This window comes from Exiguobacterium sp. s130 (genome assembly GCF_018619055.1).
Lineage (GTDB): Bacteria > Bacillota > Bacilli > Exiguobacteriales > Exiguobacteriaceae > Exiguobacterium_A.
The window spans coordinates 61,181-79,503 of sequence record NZ_JACSNI010000005.1 but is presented as its reverse complement, the minus strand read 5'-3'; the positions used below and the strand labels follow the sequence as shown (position 1 = coordinate 79,503).

The following is an 18,323-nucleotide window of genomic DNA, read 5'->3' as shown; positions in this document are numbered from 1 at the left end:
TTTGAAGAAACGTGCAATCGTCATTGGAGCTGGTCTTGCCGGTATGTCTGCTGCCATTCGTTTAGCTGGAGATGGTTACGCAGTCACGATGCTTGAAAAAAATGCAAACGTCGGTGGGAAACTAAATCAGCGCAGCGGGAAAGGATTTACTTTTGATACTGGTCCATCGATTTTAACGATGCCTTGGGTACTCGAACAACTCTTCTCAAGTGTTCATCGTAACTTAGATGATTACTTAGAAATCGAACGCATTGAACCGCAATGGCGTACTTTTTTTGAAGACGGGACAAAAATCGACGTCAAAGGTGACTTACCCGGAATGCTTGAAGAAGTCGAGCAAATTTCGTCACGAGCGGATTTCGTCGAATTGTTCCGGTACTCAAAACAAATGTATGACTTATGTCTCGACAGCTTTTATAAATACAGTCTCGAAGATTTAAAGGACTTAAAAAAATACCATACGATGTCTGATTTATTAAAGATGGACCCGATGAACACCGTCGCGACCGGAACAAAAAAACACCTCAATGATCCGTATCTCGAACAGCTGTTCAACTACATGGTCATGTATGTCGGTTCCAACCCTTATCAAGCGCCAGCCGTCTTCAATCAAATGATTTATGTACAGATGGGACTTGGCATCTATTATGTTAAGGGCGGGATGTATCAAATCGCGCGTGCTATGAAACGATTGCTTGACGAGCTCCGCGTCACGGTGCATCTCAACTCACCGGTTGAACAAATCGTCCTTGAAAATAAAAAAGCAGTTGGTGTCCTTTCGAATGGTACGTTCCATGCAGCCGACATCGTCGTCTCAAATCTTGAGGTCATCCCGACTTACGAACGAATCGTACCTGAGAAAAAAGCCCGGAAGCGGGCAAAAAAATTACAGGCATCGTTTGCTCCCTCTGTTTCTGGACTCGTATTATTACTTGGTGTGAACCGTGAATACAGTGGACTAGCACATCACAACTTCTTTTTCTCAGAAAATCCAGAGCGCGAATTCGCTCAAATGTTCAAAGAAGGAACGCCTCCTGAGGATCCGACGATTTATGTCGGGGTCTCGTCGAAATCTGATGCTTCGCAAGCGCCCGATGGAAAAGATAATCTGTTCGTCTTGACGCATGTCCCTCCTCTAACACTCCAAAAAGGCGAGGTCGACTGGGATGCTTATCGTGAAGTTGTTCTTGATAAACTCGAACGAATGGGACTTTACGGTCTTCGGGAATCAATCGAGTTTGAATATCGCTTCACCCCAGAAGATCTGAAGGACTTATATGGTCCAAACGGTGGATCGATTTATGGTGTCGCAGCCGATCGGAAGAAAAATGGTGGATTCAAGATTCCATCGAAGAGCGACTTATACGAAGGACTTTATTTCGTTGGTGGTTCTACACACCCAGGCGGCGGTGTGCCGATGGTCACCTTATCCGGTCAATTAACAGCTGATTTGATCCGAAAACATGAAGGTGCTATTCCTACGCCTTAAGATTTCTTTGATTATAAAAGAGACGGAAACTGATTTACTCATCAGTTCCGCCTCTTTTTTACTTTACATTCGTCAAAAGTGGTACGACGTGAATATCTACCTCTCCTCCTGATTTCACTTCCATCCGGCACACGGCTGGCATCGGTAAGGATTTCCAAAATGTATAATCAAATGTCGGATCGAATGTTTCGAGAAGTAACACCATAATGTTTCCATGTGTTCCAAGAACAACTATTTCGTCGGAATGCTTCTCCACCAGTTCATCGATGAATTGCCGAATGCGTTGCGCTGCTTCTTTGTTCGTTTCGCCCCCGAATGGATTATCGTTCGGATGTTGCCATACATACATAACCGCCTCCTGAAAACCGTCAAGCTCTCCAGGTGCTAGTAATCGCTCTCTTAGTTCTTCTACCTCAATAATTGGTTGTCGACGTGCCTCCGCGAGCGGTGCAACCGTCTCGATCGCCCGCTGATACGGACTACTATAAAATCTGTCGATTGGAATTTCTTGAAACGTTTCAAGTAAACGTCTCGCATCTGCCTGTCCTTTATCGGAAAGTGGACGTCTCCGTTCATCCGGTGAGTATGTCGAATGTGCGTGCCGTACGAAATACAGTGTCGTCATGTTTGAATCTCCTTCTTACTAGTGTATCCAGCGGTATCCGATTCCGCGAACCGTTTCCAGATGCTGTTCGATTGGAAAACCGCAAACACGTAGTTTTTCTCTTAAATGTCTGATATGCGAGTCGATTGTCCGCTCGTCTACAGACGCTTCCGCTCCCCATAACATCGTCGTCAGCTGATCCCGTGTCCAAACACGTCGTGGAGAATCTAAAAATACACCTAACAATTCAAACTCCGTCTTCGTTAACGAAATCGTTTGTTGGAGGTAACAACAACGATAGCTTTCCCGGTCATAGGATAGACCATCATACTGTTGCTGTAATAAAACTTCCATTCGTCCGATCAGTTCTCCTTCTTGAATCGGCTTTGATATGTAATCATTCGCCCCTACTTCCCGTGTTCGAATGATGTCTTCCCGCTGATTCCGTGCCGTAACCATCAAGATCGGGATGTTAGAGTGTTTTCGAATGAGACGACAACATGTCCATCCGTCCATATCTGGCATCATGACATCCATTAAAATCAGGTCGAATACGTGCTGACGGCAGAGGTCAAGAGCTTGTTGCGCAGAATCCACAAGCTGACACGTGTACCCATACGGCTGAATATACAATTTTAACAGTTCAAGCATTCTCGGTTCATCATCTACAATCAATACATGCGGCATTTCATTTCTCCTTCCACTGCAGTGTCACTTGTGTTCCATGTCCAAGCTGACTCTTGATGTTCAATTCTGCTCCATGTGCCTGCGCAATTGCTTCAACGATGGAGAGTCCGATTCCAGTTCCTCCATGTTTTCGAGAACGAGATGCTTCCGTTCGGTAGAGCCGTTTCGTTACATGAGGTAAAGATTCTGCAGCAATCCCTTCTCCTGTATCTTCGATTTGAATGAAAGCCCCTACTGCGTTGACACCATAACGAACGATGATTGTTCCCGAAGTCGTATGTCGACGTGCATTTTCAATGATATTTACAATCATCTGACGGAGCTGCTGAGCGTCACCTATCACTTCTAATCGCTCACCTTCTATCTCGAACGAAATATTTTCTTGTTCGATGTCCAGGCGCATCAATCGTATCACTTGATGAATCAAGTCTTCGACATCGACAGGTTTTCGTTCCATCATAAAAGCATTGGCATCAATTCGTGCCAGCCAAAATAATTGTTCAATCCATTCATTCATTTGCTGACTTTCTTCTCGAATGATCGTAATGTAGCGTCGTCGTTCATCCGGCGTCAACGTTTGGCGTTCGAGAATATCTGCGTATCCCTTTATATATGTCAATGGTGTGCGTAGTTCATGAGATACGCTTGCTAAAAATTCGGATCGTTCTCGATTCAAAAAATCGAGATCCTGTTTTAATTGCTGAATCGAACGCGCCAATTGTCCCAGTTCGTCTTGTCGATCAATTGGCAACTCTCCACTTTCCCCATCCAATAGACGCGCCGTCGCTTTTTCCATCTGAATCAACGGACGAGAAATGATTCGGGTCGTCCAAATGCTTGCCGCACCTGCTAATAATAGTGCGAGCAGACCCACTTGGAAAAACTGCTGTTTCAACGGATCAAGTACGTGATCTACGATTGCTTTAGAAGCGAACATGAAGACATGACCACGATGTTCCTCGTCAATGGTGATGGGACTGTCCGTCATTAAAAAGTTACGCATCGTTACGATTTTTCCTCGTTGACGATAATCAAAATCTGTATGTTGTAATACACGTCTCATCTCACTCGTCAAAGGACGTGATGCTTCGAGTTGTTTCCCTCTTGCATCGGTGATCACGACAGTAAAGGATGAGTTCGCTTCCATCATACTGACATGACGCATCGTCGTTTGGTCGTAGGAATCGACCAGGACATCACGATGGGTATTCCCTCGGTTCAGCAAACCATCCACCACTTCCTGCGTTCGTATTTGAGACAACTGATAATACAACGTCCCGAACAATACACTGCCACAAATTAAAAATGCCGCAAGAACGATTCCTCCGACCGAGTATGAAATACGACGCATGACGTTTCCCTCCTTATCTCTCCATTTTAGTATAGCGAAAAAAACATAATCACTGCCGATAAACGAAACTGTCACTTCATCTGCACACGATTTGCACATACGCTGGGTATAGTAAAAAAGACTAATGACTTCAGGAGGGTTTTAATATGAAAAAATCATTGACGTTAACTGTACTTGCTCTTAGTTCTACGCTTTGGCTCGGTGCATGTGGATCCACTTCAAATGACGATGGAAGTAATAGTGACTCACACGACATGTCACATGGAGATATGATGCATTCGAGTGACGGAAAGGTACCGTCCGGTTTAAAGGAAGCCAGTGATCCGACTTATCCGAAAGGAAGCAACGTCACGTTGACGACGGATCATATGGACGGTATGGACGGAGCTAAAGCAACGATTGCGGGAGCTTACGATACCGTCGTCTATGCGATCAGTTACAAACCGACTACTGGTGGAAAGATGGTGAAAAATCATAAATGGGTCATTCAGGAAGAACTCGATCCCGTTCCAACTAAGCCACTGCAAGTTGGTGATGAAACGACTGTCAAGGCGGATCATATGAAAGGTATGGATGGAGCAAAAGCGACGATTGATGAAGTAAAGGAAACGACGGTCTACATGGTGAACTATGAACCGACGGACGGTGGAGAAATGGTGAAAAACCATAAATGGGTCACAGAGGATGAGATAAAGAAATAATAAAAAAAGCCCGCTTTTCCTATAAAGGAAAAGCGGGCTTTCGGTATGATTCTGACTGGGCTCGAACCAGCGACCTCTACCCTGTCAAGGTAGCGCTCTCCCAGCTGAGCTACAGAATCATGTTTGCAGTACGTTATGTACTTGCTAGGACATATATTAATATATCAAGAAACTAAAAGGCTGACAAGTCTTTTTCTGAAAAAAAATAAAAAAATTAAAATGGAGGAATTGAACCCCGCTTCCTCCATTTTGAATGACTTACAGGAAGGTCGACACTTGATCGATCGGTAAACGGAGTGCCGGACGCTTTTTCGCATCTTCGACCGCTTTTCCGACAGCAATCAACATGACCGGTACATACCGTGACTCGGTAATGAACGTTTCCGCAAAACGTTGATGATCGAATCCACCCATTGCGAGTGTTGATAATCCACGCGCTTCTGCCGCAAGCATCAATTGCATCGCAGCAAGGCTCGCATTCGACATTGCCGCATCGCGCCCATAGGCTTCACTTTGATAAGCGCCTTCTACCTGTGCCTTGATCGAATCAAATAAATCCTCTGTCATGCCACCTGCTTCTACTGCTGGACCGTACACCGGATTGTAGTTTCGATTAGCTTGAACATCACCTAAGATCGCAATGACTGCTGAAGCCGAAGTGATAGCCGGCTGATTGTATGCGATCGGTGCAAGCTGTTGCTTCGCTTCTTCTGAATGGAAGACCGTGAAATGCCAGTGTTGCAAATTCCAAGCACTCGGCGCCGCTGTCGTCCATTCTAATAGTTCTTCCACTTCCTGTTTTGAAAGTTTGAACGTTTCGTCGTAATGACGAACCGAACGTCTTTCTGTTAAGACACGCATTGTATCCAGTGTTGCCTGTGTCATGTGTAAATCCCCCTTATTATTATCAGATTACTTAGATATCGTAGCATGTCTCTTTTTTATTGTCCTCTATCAATACTTCAAATGAATTTACTGTTATAAAACAATAGTTGACATTAAACTTCTGTACTAATACAATAAAAACAAGAAAAAGACCATTGCGTTTATTTTGAAGGAGGAAAAACACATGGAACAACCCCTTTACCAAGAAGCATCTGCTGCATTCTATCGTGAGCTTCCCGTCAAGACGTGTGCCCATTGCGGAAAAGAGATGGATGAACAATGTGAATCCTATCAAACGGAATGCGATGAGTGTGCTGTAACAGAACACTAATAACACATGAAACAATCACTTATTCAGTGGTTGTTTTTTTATTTCTTACAAACTTCTTCTAAATAAATCGATATTTTTTAGAAAAATCGATTTTTCGTCATCTTTTTGTCATCTGTTTGTTACAAAAGAAACAGTCAGAATGTTACATTATCTGTATATGATATTTTTGACAAAAGGAGCGACAGACAACGATGGATCCATTTACCTCAAGCCACGCTAGCGAACTCGGTCCACGACCGCGTACAAAAAAAAGAAAGTTTTTCCCTCGGTTCTTCTTACTTCTCACACTTGTCTTTCTCGGAGTTGGGGGATATGTCGCTTATCGATACGTATTTACTCCTGAACAACAATCCATTACGACAGGTAAATCCATTACTGTAGTCCCTGTCGTCAATATGGAAAAAGCACGCGTGGAAAAATGGAATGGTGTGACGAAAAAAGTCGCTTATTTAACATTCGAGGATGGTCCATCCGCATTAACACCGGACTTACTTCGAACATTGGATCAACTTCAGACTCGTGCCACTTTCTTTTATCTCGGAACACAAATAGATGCTTTTCCGCAAGAAGTCAAAGCTGCTGCTAAAGCTGGACACTATATCGGATTACACGGGGAAACACACGATTACGATACATTGTACGAAAAAGGACAGTATGTCTCAGAGATGCAAAGTGTTCAGAAGAAAATCCATGAGTTGACGAAGCTAACACCACATTTGACACGACCACCTTATGGCTCTGATCCAGGCATCACGAAAAAAATGGCATCTGCCATTCATTCAGCAGACTTCCGAGTATGGGACTGGTCGATCGATTCAATGGACTGGTATTACAAAGATAGTGCAAAAGAAGTGGCTAATACGGTCATTCGGCGAGCAGAGCGTCCATTTGAAATCATTCTCTTGCATGAACAACCACAAGCTATCAAGGCCCTTCCGGCCATTGTTGCCGGACTTCAGAAAAAGGGCTATCAGTTCGCGATTTATGATGAAGATTTCCATATTCCGTACAACTTCGTGCAATACTCGAATTTATAAGGAGTTACTATCTAGATGAAAAAATCATTCGTAGCAGTACTGTTCCTGTCGAGCTTCGGACTTGCTGCCTGCTCCAACGATTCACCAACCTCTCTTCATGAACAGCTAGAGCAACAAGTCAAAGGTGAAGAAAAGGCATTCATGCTAGCTGATCAACGTGCTCGTAAGGACGAAATTTCAGTTAATACGTACCAAGCTGTTCTTGATGCAGGTGCTGAAGAAATCAAACGCTCTCAAAATGAACGGGAGGAACTAGAAGCCTTAAATGACGAACGGCTTTCTTTATTGAAACAAGAAGAAACGTTACGTAAGGAAACGTACGCTGAACTTGATCTTGAAGAATTGAAGGATGCTGTAAACAAACTTGATGGTAAAGCAAAAACGGAAGGAACTGCCTTAGTGGCAATCATCAAGGAACGCCAGCAGACGTTTCAAACGTTCTCTAAAACGTATCGACAAGCGATGGACGCTGAAAAGAAAGTGCTTTCACGCTTGACTAAAAAACCGGATTTCGTTAAGATTGATGAGTCAACAGCGGATTTAAATCGTTTAACACGGAAAGCTACCGCGTCATTAAAGAAGTGGAATACGCTGACCGTTCAGTACAACCAAACGAAAACCCGGCTGTATCGTTTGCTCGACACATCAACTCAATAAATCACACAGGTTGCAACCAAACCCTGTCCAAAAAACCTGGACAAGGCCCCGTTGCAACCTTTTTTGTGTGGTTTTTACTAAAAATGGAGGGAAATTATTCATGCATCGCTCAAAAGCAACCTTATTCGTTCTCATTGGCGCTATCAGTTATGGTGTCCTCTCAACGATCGTCAAACTCGCTTATGCAGCTGGATTTAACTCAGCAGCCGTTTCTGGGAGTCAATTTTTCTTCGGTTGGCTGATGATTTTCAGTCTTGCCTTATTTACGAAAAATCTTCGTCTCGATCTCAAGACAGCTGGTCTTCTCATGTTGATCGGTATCTCTAGTGGTACAACTGGTTATCTGTACTATCAAAGTCTTCAGACCGTATCGGCATCCGTTGCAATCATTCTCTTATTCCAATTCACTTGGATCGGTGTCATCATCGATGCGCTCGCATTCAGACGTTTACCATCTCGCGCGCATTTCCTGTCTGCGATTCTGTTGATTGGCGGAGCCATTCTTGCGAGTGCCGCTTACTCGAGTTCACTTGACTTCCGTGGAACATTATTCGGTCTTGGAGCGGCTGTCAGCTTCTCAATTTTCTTACTCGCTAGTGGACGCATCGCCAATCATTTACCCGTCATCAAGAAGAGTTTTTACATGATGACAGGTGGTCTTGCTTTCGTCATGACGATGTATCCACCGACGACGTTCTTGTCCTCTGCGAACTTCGAAAATGGACTTCTGTTATACGCGATTCCACTCGGTCTATTCGCGTTAATTTTACCACCGCTCTTATTTGCTGCGGGCGCGCCTCACCTCTCCCCAGCAAGCGTTTCTTTGCTTGGAGCAGCTGAACTACCGACAGCGGTCATCTGTTCCGTGTTAATTTTAGGTGAACATCTGACGAGCTCTCAATGGATTGGGATCGTCATCATCTTGATTGGAATCTTTTATCCGATCTATCGCTCGAGCAAAACAGCACCTGTTGCGAACGTACAGCAAAACGACCTTTCCTGAGCTCAGGAAAGGTCGTTTTTTTTACTTCTGTCGTTTCATCGCATCTGCAACGAATTCGACATCTGTGCCAATGATGATTTGAACACTAGTCGCCCCCATCTTCATGACACCTTTTGCTCCAGCCGCTTTAATCGCCGCTTCATCAATGATGCTTGGATCCTTGACTTGAAGACGTAAACGTGTCGCACAGTTGTCAATCGACGTGACATTTTCTGTTCCTTTCAATCCAGCAAAAATTTGAGCTGCTTGTTGTTCATATTTATCGTCTGAGTCCGTCAAAACGACTCCCGTGTCTGTAACGAGCGATTCATCTTCACGACCTGGTGTCTTCAGATCGAATTTTGTGATCATGAAGTAGAACAGGAAGTAGTAGACGACCGCGAACGCGAGACCAACCGGGATGATCAACAATGGTTTTTTCGCAATCCCGAAGTTCAAGGCGTAATCAATGAAACCAGCCGAGAAGGAGAAGCCATGTAAAATACCGAGTAAGTTAACGATGGCCATCGATAGACCCGTTAGTACAGCATGGATGACGTATAAAACAGGTGACAAGAACATGAACGAGAACTCGATTGGTTCCGTAATTCCTGTCAGGAAGGATGTCAGTCCAAGACCAATCATCGCTCCGGCAACGGCTTTTCGATTTTCCTTACGCGCAGCCATGACGATGGCAAAGGCTGCAGCTGGCAAGGCAAACATCATGATCGGGAAGAAGCCAGCTTGATAAATCCCCGCTGTTGGATCTCCAGCGAAGAAACGCGCAATATCCCCGTTCGCTACCGTACCATCTGCTTTTTCGTATGAACCGAAAACAAACCAAAAAATATTATTTAAAACATGGTGCAAGCCGACAGGAATCAGGAGACGGTTAAAGAATCCAAACAAAGCAGCGCCTCCTGCGCCAAGACCGACCATCCATTCACCGGCACCGTTGATACCTTGCTCGATGAACGGCCAAACATAACCAAAGATGAAAGCAAGTACGAGCATGACAGCTGAGGTAATGATTGGAACAAAACGACGGCCTCCGAAGAATGCCAACCAATCCGGTAACTTAATATTGTAGAAGCGATTGTATAGAAGACCTGCAACGATACCCGCAATGATCCCACCGAATACTGCCATATTGACGGTTGAACCGAGCGTCGCCTGGTTCGCAATCGAACTAAGCGTCGCGCCATCGACCTTGGTCGAGGAATCATTGACGATCGCCGCAATCGCATCATATTTTGCTTGAATCTGTGCACTGGAATAATCCTTGTTCATCGAGTCGACGCCATTTTTTAAGACAAGATACCCGATGGCTCCGGCAAGACCCGCTGCCCCACTCGCATCAATCGATAGACCGATTGCGACACCAATGGCAAATATCAATGGAAGGTTATCAAAAATTGCCCCTCCTGCTGCTACCATCAATGGAATATCTAGCATATCCGCCGAACCTAATCGAAGTACGATTCCGGCAGCTGGTAATACTGCGATTGGTAACATCAAAGCCTTACCAATTCGTTGTAGAAACTGCAACATCCCTTTCACCCTTTCCTGAATAAAACGATAATGACAGAACAATGTAAACGCTTTTACGTTTTTAATTATTCCATATAAATATCTAAATGACTAGACCTTCATACAAATTATTCACTATCTTTTTTATTAGTATAAAAATTCATTATAGCAAACACTAAAAACCGGACTAGAGTAATCCTCCAGTCCGGTTTTTCTATTTAATTCCCACGGTCTTAACGACGAGTTGTATCTTCAAAATTTTGTTGAACGTTTCCTACGGTTTTCTTGGCGTCACCTTTTAATTGATCTTTTTTACCTTCGCGCTCTGTCGATTTATCTCCTGTTGCTTTACCGAGTGCTTCTTTTGCTTTACCCGCTACTTTATCAACAAGACCATCTGCTTTTTTATTGAGACCACTGTCATTTGACATAACCATTACCCCCATTTAAAAAAAATTTTTGCGATAGTTGTATGTTCCCGTATGACTGAATTTCAAACATTTCCTGTATCCATACCGACACTCATCCAAACAAAAATAACAGTGAACATCTTGTTCACTGTTATTCGATTTGAATGTATTCATTTACTGGGCGACGGAAACGCCTAACACTTGTTCAATCCGTTCGAACGCCCAATCCAACTCTTCTTTTGTGATGACAAGCGGTGGTGCAAAGCGAATGACTGTCTCGTGTGTTTCTTTACAGAGTAAGCCTTTCTCTTTCAACGCTTCGCAATATGGTCGAGCTGCTTCTGTTAGTTCAACACCAATGAACAATCCACGACCACGTACTTCTTTGATCATCGGGTTGTTGATTTGTTTTAATTTCTCCATGAAGTACGTACCGAGTTCGAGTGAACGTTCCGGTAACTTTTCGTCTTCTAATACTTCAAGTGAAGCAATCGAGACGGCACAAGCGAGTGGATTGCCACCGAACGTCGAGCCGTGTGAACCTGGATTGAAGACAGAAAGGACATCTTTATTCGCAGCAACACACGAGATTGGGAATACCCCACCGCCCAGTGCTTTCCCAAGAATGTACATGTCTGGTGTTACCTCGTCCCAATCAGAAGCAAACCATTTACCGGAACGACCAAGTCCAGATTGAATCTCGTCTGATACGAGCAAAACATTCTGCGCACGACAAACTTCTTGTGCATCTTTTAGGAAGCCATCATACGGAATTAAAATTCCTGCTTCGCCTTGAATCGGCTCCAAGATGAATGCCGCTGTATTTTCAGTGATTGCCTGTTTTAGTGCCTCCAGATCGCCGTATGGAATCGTCTTGATTCCAGGAAGAAGCGGTCCAAATCCTCGTTGATATTCTGCCTCCGTCGACATGGAGACGGCTGTCATCGTTCGACCGTGAAAGTTTCCTTCACAAACGATGATTTCAGCATCACCTGGGATTTGTTTCACTTCATATGCCCAGCGTCGTGCTGCTTTCACTGCCGTCTCAACAGCTTCCGCACCTGTATTCATTGGTAATACCATGTCTTTACCCGTCAATTGTGCTACTTTTTCATAGAAAAAGCCCAGTTGATCATTGTGGAAGGCACGTGACGTCAAAGTGATTTTATCCGCCTGTCGTTTTAGAGCTTCGATGATTTTCGGATGACGATGTCCTTGGTTGACGGCTGAGTAAGCACTCAACATATCCATATAACGACGTCCTTCTGGATCCGTGACGAAGACACCTTCTGCTTCTGAAATGACGATCGGGAGTGGATGGTAGTTATGTGCTCCGAACTGTTCTGTCTGTTGAATGATTTTCTCTGTTTGATTCATCGAGATTCCCCCTTATAGCTCTTTAGATAACGCTTTCAAAATCATTATAGCAGATTTTCTTGTATAATCTTCATCTAAAAAATGTATAACCTAGAGGATTGGGATGCGTAAGAATTGAATATATTGGGAAAAGACAAGACAAGTGAACCGTCATCTCTTTTCATCATAAAGGAGCGTGCGCACGTAATGGATCGTTCGACCATCGATTCCTATGAAGTCGTCATTCAAGAGTTTCCACTACCGTCTTTCATCTTAAATATCGATTTGACTATTCGTTCCTGGAACGAGTTAGCAGAACAGCATTGGGGCTGGACACAACAGGAAATCGTCGGACAAATCGTTCCTTTACTTGACCAGGAAGATATGGCATTCAGCCATCAAATTTGGCATTCCTTTTTAGAACGCCATCAATCGGTCCAATTGCCGAATGCCTCCTTATTCCATAAGTCTGGTACTCCCATGACCTCAACGTTGCTACTGTCTCCTCTACTTGATGAAATAGGCAATGCCATTGCTGCTTTCGTTTGCTGTATTCCGTCTGCTCAACAACCGATTACAACAAAACCATTATTTCAAGGTTTGATGGATTTACGTCAGGCGTTCGATCAAATCGCCAGTGTCGCTGTATTTGACGCGCGTGGTGCAATTACGTATATAAACGCCCAACTCATGGATGTAACAGGTTACTGTCCTGAAATGCTTATTGGTCAGCCATGGTCCATAATTCTCGATCAAACTAGTGCGACTGTCTCAGAAATCCGAACACAACTCCGTGAACGCAAAGCATGGTCTGGTCGTCTTAGTCTCATTTCACACACGGGTGAACGAAAACATCTCCAAGCGACATTGATTCCGATTTATGATGCAAACGGCGTTCGTTTTCAGCATCTGTTCATCGGTAACGACATTACGGAAACAACTGTGCTTGAAGAAGAACTTGATTTTTTAGTGCATCACCATGAGATGACGCATTTATTGAATAAACGTGGATTTTTACGCGAAGGGGAAGCATTGTTCCAGTCTGCTGCATCACATGAACCCATTGCACTCATTTTGTTCGATATCGATCGTTTCAAAGTCATAAACGATTCGTTTGGAACACATGTCGGGGATCAACTCCTTCAAGCAATGGCAACACGGCTTTTGGAACATACGACGGGTGTCCTTACTTTTCATCCGACGAGTGATTTATTCGGTGTCCTATTACCTGCACCCTCGAGTAATCTACTCTTTCAATATGCTCGAAAATTACAACAAGCGTTACAACGTCCTTATTACATTAACGGTCATTCACTCATCGTTTCTTGCACATTCGGTATCACCGTCTATCCGTCTGAAGCGAAAACACTTGAAGATTTATACCGCCGCTCTGAAACTGCTCTCTATGCAGGAAAATCAATTGGTACGGGAACGATTCAGTACTTAACACACGAGATGGACACACAATTCACACGTAAAATCCAACTCGAACGTTCTCTCTTCACGGCACTCGAAGATCAGTCGCTCTACCTTGCTTATCAACCGATCATCGAGCTTCAATCTCAAGCCGTCAAAGGATTCGAAGCGTTATTACGGTGGAATCATACGGCGCTCGGAAATATTCCGCCGGATGAGTTCATCCCACTCGCCGAAGAAGCTTCTCTAATCACACCAATCAACAACTGGGTCATCATCGAAGCATGCGAACAGCTCGCGAAGTGGCAACAAACGATTGACCCTGAATTGACGATGGCGATCAATATTTCACCGCACCAATTCCAAAGTGACTCCTTTATTCGAACGTTGCAACATATCGTAACGGAGCGACTCGTTTCGCCATCTTCCGTCACGCTCGAGATGACAGAGAATATTGCTATCTTACAGACACAACGAACCGTCGAACGCATGCACCTCATTAAGTCACTCGGTTTCCGCTTATCGATTGATGATTTTGGAACCGGCTACTCTTCTTTACAGTATCTCAGTGCGTTTCCAATTGATGAATTAAAAATCGATAAAGTATTCATTGATGGACTAGCAAAGAACGATCATGCTTTGCTGGATTCTATCATTCAACTGGGTCGCAATCTAGAGTTGAACCTCGTCGCTGAGGGTGTCGAGACAGAACATGCCTTGACTTACTTGAAAACGACAGATTGCCAGTACATGCAAGGGTTCATTTTCTCTGAACCACTGTCCGTACAGGATGTCGAAAAAAGATTCTTAACCCCTTAATAAAAAAAGAAGTCACGGTGATTTTTATCCACCGTGACTTCTTTTGCATATCGTTTCTTACAATTGAATTTCTCCTACGACCATTCCGTAAACAGCCACTCCGGCTAAGACAACAAGAATCATGCTAGCAATCCACTCATAACGTGACATGCCTGTCCGTTGCTGTTCTCGTTCTGCTAACGCATATGCTAAAATGCCCGGCGCATAAACTAACGCCGCAATGACGATATACCAAACGCCCGACGCATAGACGAGCCAAATAGAGTACGCGGATGCGATGACCGAGAAGAGTAACATTTTCCGATTCCGCTCTTCCCGTGAAGTCCGGATGCTGTACAAGGCTGATAACAGATATGGTAAGAGCGCACAAATCCCGGCAATACTTGATAGAACGAGATACGTCTGTGCAGAGAATAGCGCAATCCCAGCAACAATTTGTGTGGCGATCTGTGTAATCAGCAGCGCTCCAACTGGCGCCCCTTTTCGATTCGTCTTAGCGAATGCTTTCGGGAACGCACCATCTTTCGCAACCAAATATGAAATCTCTGATGCTAAAATTGTCCATCCAAGAAGCGCTCCGGATAGTGAGATGATTAAACCAATCATGATGATCGTCGCGCCGACTGGTCCGATTGCTGCCTCTAGTACATACGCCATCGTCGGTTCCTTTAATCCAGCCAGTTTTTCTTGACTAAGGACGCCAAGTGATAAGACCGAAATCAAGATATAGATGACCAAAACACCAACGAGTCCCGTTACGGTCGCTTTTCCGACATCACTTCGATTTTTAGCACGACTCGATAAAACGACTGCCCCTTCAATTCCAACGAACGCCCAAAGCGTGACGAGCATCGTTCCCTTGACTTGATCGAAGATTGAACCGAGTTCTGTCCCATCTCCCCAGATGTCTAAATTGAACGTTTTGATATTAAAGGCGATCCCAACCAATAGAATGAAAATCAAGATTGGAACAAGCTTTGCAATCGTTGTAATCAGATTGACGAGGGTCGCTTCCTTAATCCCACTTGAGACGAGCCAGAATAATCCCCAAATGACGACCATACTCATCAAGAGAAGGAATATCCGATTCTCTGCCGCGAAAATCGGGAAGAAATAACTAATCGCATTGAAGACGAGCGTGATGTTCGCAACCGTTCCAATCCATGCAGATACCCAGTATCCCCAAGCACTGTTGAAACCGACGAAACGTCCGAACCCTTCACGTGCATAAGCATAAATACCACCTTCAAGTTCGGGTTTACTGTTTGCAAGGTGCTGGAAGACGAGCGCGAGCATGATCATTCCAATTCCTGTAATACTCCATCCGATGAGAATAGGTCCTGCACTTGCACTCTGAGCCATTGCACCGGGAAGGTTAAAGGCACCTCCACCGACCATCGAACCGATGACCATTGCTGCGAGAGCAAAGAAGCCGATTTTTTGCTGATTCATGATGAGACACTTCCTTTTTTCGTATATCTATTACATCTTACGTATATTCATTCGAAAGACACAAAAGTCATTATAACAAATCACCTTTTAAAGTAAAGAAAGGATTTGAGACGAATGAACTGGATTCATGTATTTCAGCTCGAGGACCTCTTTAAACTCCTAATGGCTGCTGCCCTTGGAATTTTCATTGGATTCGAGCGTGAAATAAAAAATAAACCGGTCGGTATACGCACTAGCCTCGTAATTACCCTCATCAGCTGTCTTTTAACCATCGTATCCATCAAATCCGTTTCACTCTATCACGATATGGCGACGAATGTTCAAATGGATCCGATGCGCCTTGTCGCACAAATCATTGCCGGTATCGGCTTCATTGGTGCTGGTGTCATTTTGCGTCGCCCTCACGATATCGTCAGTGGATTAACGACGGCCGCCATTATATGGAGTTCAAGTGGAATTGGAATTGCTGTCGGTGCAGGATTTATATGGGAATCGGTTTTTCTTGTTTTATTTTTGTTCTTCTTATTAGAGGGATTGACTCGAGGAATGCGCCGTATTAATAACAGTCGATTCGAAGCGAACGTCCTTGTCGCACACTTGCTCCTTCCTGCTAATCTGGACCCATCTGAAATCATCTTCGCTCTTGAACGAAAAGGTGTTTATATTACGAATATGCGCATGCGGGGAGATCCGGTTCGGTTGACATTACGAATGTATTCTCCTCATAAACTGACCATATTCCTACTTTATGACTATTTAAAATCACTCGGAATTAAGGATATAGACCTTGATCAGTGAGAATTATCTGAAAATTTATGTTGCATTTTTAATCACTTTCACTTAAATTAACAATATGTTCACATTTTTCTGAAATATTTAACTCTAACTCTCGGGGGGTCATCGTTCCATGAATAAAACATCGAAAATTGCGTTTGCTGGACTATCTAGCATCGCACTACTTGCTGTCGCTGCATGCGGGCAAGGAAATGATGAAAACACAAGCGGATCTGATTCAAAAAACAAGAAAAAGGAAGTCACGCTCGTTTCGACGACAGATGTACCTCAGCTTGATCCGACGAAAACGACGGACTCGACTTCCATCATTGTTACGAACAACGTCTTTGAAGGACTTTATCGACTCGATGGTGATAACAAGCCGACACCTGGAATCGCAGAAAGTGTCGAAGTGTCAAAAGATAAAAAAACATATACGTTCAAATTGCGTAAAGATGCGAAGTGGTCGGATGGATCAGCCGTCACAGCAGATGATTTCATCTATGCTTGGAAACGTGCACTTGATCCAAAGACAGCAGCAGAATACGCGTACATTTTGCAGGACTTGAAAAATGCCAATAAAATTATGGCAGGCAAAGCTGAACTCGATGAACTCGGTGTCAAGAAAATCGATGATCAGACACTTGAAGTGCAACTCGAAGCTCCAGCACCTTACTTCCTTGGTTTGACGAGTTTTCCGACTTACTTACCATTAAAGCAATCATTCGTTGAAGATAAAGGCGATAAGTTCGCGACAAGTGTGGACACTATGGTCTTCAACGGACCTTTTGTCCTCGATAAGTGGCAAGCGAACGCGGGTTGGACATATAAGAAAAACCCGGATTATTGGGATAAAGCAAACGTCAAGATGGATCAGATTAACGTTAAAGTCGTTAAGGAAATCTCGACTGGCGTCAACCTCTTTGAAGCAAAAGAAGTCGACTTCGCACCGATTACATCTGAATTCGTCTCACAATATGAAAAATCAGAGGATTACAAGACACGTCCAGATGCTCGGATCAACTTCCTCCGCTTTAACCAAAAGAATAAAGCATTGAAAAACAAGAACATTCGAAAAGCGCTCGCACTTGGTTTTGAGAAACAAGGGATTACGGACGTCATCCTAAACGATGGATCAAAACCAGCAAACTTCATCGTTGCGAAAGACTTCACGTTCACACCCGATGGTGAGGATTTCCGAGTGAAATATCCGGATCTTCAAAGCTATGATGCTGATGCAGCGAAAAAAGCTTGGGATGCTGGTTTAAAAGAACTTGGTGTCAAAACAGTCGAACTCAGCATGCTCTCACGAGATGAAGATGCATTCAAGAAAGTTTCTGAATACTTAAAAGGTGATCTAGAGAAACATCTTCCTGGTTTGACGATCAATATCAAACAACAACCGTTCAAGAACTTCCTCGACCTCGAATCGAAGGGCGATTATGATATCTCTGCAGCTGGATGGGGACCTGACTATCAGGATCCAATGACGTTCCTCGATATGTGGTTGACAGGCGGAAGCTTCAACCGGATGGAATACTCGAACAAAAAATTCGATGATCTCATCAAAGGGGCAAAACAACAAGCAGATGAAGCGAAACGCTGGTCTGATATGCAAGAAGCTGAAAAAATCTTGCTAACCGATGACTACGCGATCGCGCCAATCTATCAAAAAGGTGAAGCGTACTTGCAACGAACAAATATTGATAAATTATACCGTCACCCATTCGGTGCCGATATGAGCTTTAAATGGATGGAAATCAAGTAAACGAGGACCTGACACACACATCGAATTCTTTAATCAACAAGTAGTGGACCTCGTCCGCTACTTGTTTTTGATTT

General features: G+C 43.9%; 17 protein-coding genes and 1 tRNA gene. 9 read left to right on the top strand and 9 right to left on the bottom strand.

Annotation, left to right across the window (positions count from 1 at the left end; all coding sequences use genetic code 11):
* The first annotated feature begins 1 nt into the window (after position 1).
* Entirely contained in the window at positions 2 to 1,489 is a 1,488-nt protein-coding gene (locus HZS85_RS12930) for a phytoene desaturase family protein (protein ID WP_214856413.1), read from the top strand.
* Positions 1,490 to 1,547: 58 nt separating this feature from the next.
* On the opposite strand, the gene HZS85_RS12925 is transcribed toward HZS85_RS12930, so the two are convergent.
* Genes HZS85_RS12925 through HZS85_RS12915 form a run of 3 tightly spaced genes read right to left on the bottom strand, consistent with a single transcriptional unit; the run spans position 1,548 to position 4,131 of the window.
* Complete coding sequence (locus tag HZS85_RS12925) at positions 1,548 to 2,114, bottom strand: histidine phosphatase family protein (RefSeq protein ID WP_214856412.1); 567 nt, start codon at positions 2,112 to 2,114, stop codon at positions 1,548 to 1,550.
* A gap of 18 nt (positions 2,115 to 2,132) precedes the next feature.
* On the bottom strand, positions 2,133 to 2,780 hold the full coding sequence (locus tag HZS85_RS12920) for a response regulator transcription factor (protein WP_214856411.1): 648 nt from the start codon (positions 2,778 to 2,780) through the stop codon (positions 2,133 to 2,135).
* Between the two features lies 1 nt (position 2,781).
* A complete protein-coding gene (locus HZS85_RS12915) occupies positions 2,782 to 4,131 on the bottom strand; it encodes a sensor histidine kinase (protein ID WP_214856410.1) in 1,350 nt (449 codons plus the stop codon).
* 146 nt (positions 4,132 to 4,277) lie between these two features.
* Here HZS85_RS12915 and HZS85_RS12910 point away from each other — a divergent pair, with 146 nt between their 5' ends.
* The gene (locus HZS85_RS12910) at positions 4,278 to 4,832 is read left to right on the top strand and encodes a YdhK family protein (RefSeq protein ID WP_214856408.1); all 555 of its coding nucleotides are present in this window, start codon (positions 4,278 to 4,280) and stop codon (positions 4,830 to 4,832) included.
* Positions 4,833 to 4,878: 46 nt separating this feature from the next.
* Here the strand turns inward: HZS85_RS12910 and HZS85_RS12905 are convergent.
* Together HZS85_RS12905 and HZS85_RS12900 are read right to left on the bottom strand one after the other, a co-directional pair.
* Positions 4,879 to 4,951, bottom strand: a tRNA-Val gene (locus HZS85_RS12905).
* Positions 4,952 to 5,090: 139 nt separating this feature from the next.
* Positions 5,091 to 5,717: a nitroreductase family protein gene (locus HZS85_RS12900; protein WP_050678080.1), complete on the bottom strand. Its 627-nt coding sequence runs from the start codon at positions 5,715 to 5,717 to the stop codon at positions 5,091 to 5,093.
* A gap of 184 nt (positions 5,718 to 5,901) precedes the next feature.
* Between HZS85_RS12900 and yhfH the strand changes: the two genes are divergently transcribed.
* From yhfH to HZS85_RS12880, 4 genes are all read left to right on the top strand, one after another.
* The gene (gene yhfH / locus HZS85_RS12895; RefSeq protein ID WP_064505459.1) at positions 5,902 to 6,048 is read left to right on the top strand and encodes a protein YhfH; all 147 of its coding nucleotides are present in this window, start codon (positions 5,902 to 5,904) and stop codon (positions 6,046 to 6,048) included.
* A gap of 191 nt (positions 6,049 to 6,239) precedes the next feature.
* The gene (locus tag HZS85_RS12890) at positions 6,240 to 7,085 is read left to right on the top strand and encodes a polysaccharide deacetylase family protein (RefSeq protein WP_214856405.1); all 846 of its coding nucleotides are present in this window, start codon (positions 6,240 to 6,242) and stop codon (positions 7,083 to 7,085) included.
* A gap of 15 nt (positions 7,086 to 7,100) precedes the next feature.
* Positions 7,101 to 7,742 (top strand): YkyA family protein, encoded by a 642-nt coding sequence (locus HZS85_RS12885; protein ID WP_214856404.1) that lies wholly within the window; start codon positions 7,101 to 7,103, stop codon positions 7,740 to 7,742.
* Positions 7,743 to 7,842: 100 nt separating this feature from the next.
* Positions 7,843 to 8,745, top strand: coding sequence for an EamA family transporter (locus HZS85_RS12880; protein ID WP_214856403.1), 903 nt, complete (start codon positions 7,843 to 7,845; stop codon positions 8,743 to 8,745).
* A 21-nt stretch (positions 8,746 to 8,766) separates the two neighbouring features.
* Here the strand turns inward: HZS85_RS12880 and nagE are convergent, their stop codons facing one another.
* The 3 genes from nagE to HZS85_RS12865 all read right to left on the bottom strand — a co-directional run bounded on the left by nagE (position 8,767) and on the right by HZS85_RS12865 (position 12,041).
* The gene (nagE, locus tag HZS85_RS12875; protein ID WP_214856402.1) at positions 8,767 to 10,275 is read right to left on the bottom strand and encodes an N-acetylglucosamine-specific PTS transporter subunit IIBC; all 1,509 of its coding nucleotides are present in this window, start codon (positions 10,273 to 10,275) and stop codon (positions 8,767 to 8,769) included.
* 212 nt (positions 10,276 to 10,487) lie between these two features.
* Entirely contained in the window at positions 10,488 to 10,685 is a 198-nt protein-coding gene (locus HZS85_RS12870; RefSeq protein ID WP_035412412.1) for a CsbD family protein, read from the bottom strand.
* 153 nt (positions 10,686 to 10,838) lie between these two features.
* The gene (locus HZS85_RS12865) at positions 10,839 to 12,041 is read right to left on the bottom strand and encodes an ornithine--oxo-acid transaminase (protein WP_023467138.1); all 1,203 of its coding nucleotides are present in this window, start codon (positions 12,039 to 12,041) and stop codon (positions 10,839 to 10,841) included.
* A 186-nt stretch (positions 12,042 to 12,227) separates the two neighbouring features.
* Between HZS85_RS12865 and HZS85_RS12860 the strand changes: the two genes are divergently transcribed.
* The gene (locus HZS85_RS12860) at positions 12,228 to 14,255 is read left to right on the top strand and encodes an EAL domain-containing protein (protein WP_214856401.1); all 2,028 of its coding nucleotides are present in this window, start codon (positions 12,228 to 12,230) and stop codon (positions 14,253 to 14,255) included.
* 57 nt (positions 14,256 to 14,312) lie between these two features.
* Here the strand turns inward: HZS85_RS12860 and HZS85_RS12855 are convergent, their stop codons facing one another.
* Positions 14,313 to 15,710 carry a basic amino acid/polyamine antiporter gene (locus HZS85_RS12855; RefSeq protein ID WP_201247407.1) on the bottom strand — a complete coding sequence of 466 codons (1,398 nt, stop codon included), beginning with the start codon at positions 15,708 to 15,710 and terminating at the stop codon, positions 14,313 to 14,315.
* A gap of 111 nt (positions 15,711 to 15,821) precedes the next feature.
* On the opposite strand from HZS85_RS12855, the gene HZS85_RS12850 reads away from it, so the two are divergent.
* Together HZS85_RS12850 and HZS85_RS12845 are read left to right on the top strand one after the other, a co-directional pair.
* Positions 15,822 to 16,505, top strand: a complete 684-nt coding sequence (locus HZS85_RS12850) for an MgtC/SapB family protein (protein WP_214856400.1) — start codon at positions 15,822 to 15,824, stop codon at positions 16,503 to 16,505.
* Between the two features lie 109 nt (positions 16,506 to 16,614).
* A complete protein-coding gene (locus tag HZS85_RS12845) occupies positions 16,615 to 18,249 on the top strand; it encodes a peptide ABC transporter substrate-binding protein (protein WP_056063473.1) in 1,635 nt (544 codons plus the stop codon).
* The last annotated feature ends 74 nt before the right edge of the window (positions 18,250 to 18,323 follow it).

Excerpts from the sequence above, each read along its gene's own strand:
- HZS85_RS12865 (WP_023467138.1), bottom strand. The coding sequence starts at position 12,041 with ATGAATCAAACAGAGAAAATCATTCAACAGACAGAACAGTTCGGAGCA.
- HZS85_RS12890 (WP_214856405.1), top strand. The coding sequence starts at position 6,240 with ATGGATCCATTTACCTCAAGCCACGCTAGCGAACTCGGTCCACGACCG.
- HZS85_RS12900 (WP_050678080.1), bottom strand. The coding sequence starts at position 5,717 with ATGACACAGGCAACACTGGATACAATGCGTGTCTTAACAGAAAGACGT.
- nagE (WP_214856402.1), bottom strand. The coding sequence starts at position 10,275 with ATGTTGCAGTTTCTACAACGAATTGGTAAGGCTTTGATGTTACCAATC.
- HZS85_RS12880 (WP_214856403.1), top strand. The coding sequence starts at position 7,843 with ATGCATCGCTCAAAAGCAACCTTATTCGTTCTCATTGGCGCTATCAGT.
- HZS85_RS12915 (WP_214856410.1), bottom strand. The coding sequence starts at position 4,131 with ATGCGTCGTATTTCATACTCGGTCGGAGGAATCGTTCTTGCGGCATTT.
- HZS85_RS12885 (WP_214856404.1), top strand. The coding sequence starts at position 7,101 with ATGAAAAAATCATTCGTAGCAGTACTGTTCCTGTCGAGCTTCGGACTT.
- HZS85_RS12910 (WP_214856408.1), top strand. The coding sequence starts at position 4,278 with ATGAAAAAATCATTGACGTTAACTGTACTTGCTCTTAGTTCTACGCTT.
- HZS85_RS12845 (WP_056063473.1), top strand. The coding sequence starts at position 16,615 with ATGAATAAAACATCGAAAATTGCGTTTGCTGGACTATCTAGCATCGCA.
- yhfH (WP_064505459.1), top strand. The coding sequence starts at position 5,902 with ATGGAACAACCCCTTTACCAAGAAGCATCTGCTGCATTCTATCGTGAG.
- HZS85_RS12860 (WP_214856401.1), top strand. The coding sequence starts at position 12,228 with ATGGATCGTTCGACCATCGATTCCTATGAAGTCGTCATTCAAGAGTTT.
- HZS85_RS12920 (WP_214856411.1), bottom strand. The coding sequence starts at position 2,780 with ATGCCGCATGTATTGATTGTAGATGATGAACCGAGAATGCTTGAACTG.
- HZS85_RS12870 (WP_035412412.1), bottom strand. The coding sequence starts at position 10,685 with ATGTCAAATGACAGTGGTCTCAATAAAAAAGCAGATGGTCTTGTTGAT.
- HZS85_RS12850 (WP_214856400.1), top strand. The coding sequence starts at position 15,822 with ATGAACTGGATTCATGTATTTCAGCTCGAGGACCTCTTTAAACTCCTA.
- HZS85_RS12925 (WP_214856412.1), bottom strand. The coding sequence starts at position 2,114 with ATGACGACACTGTATTTCGTACGGCACGCACATTCGACATACTCACCG.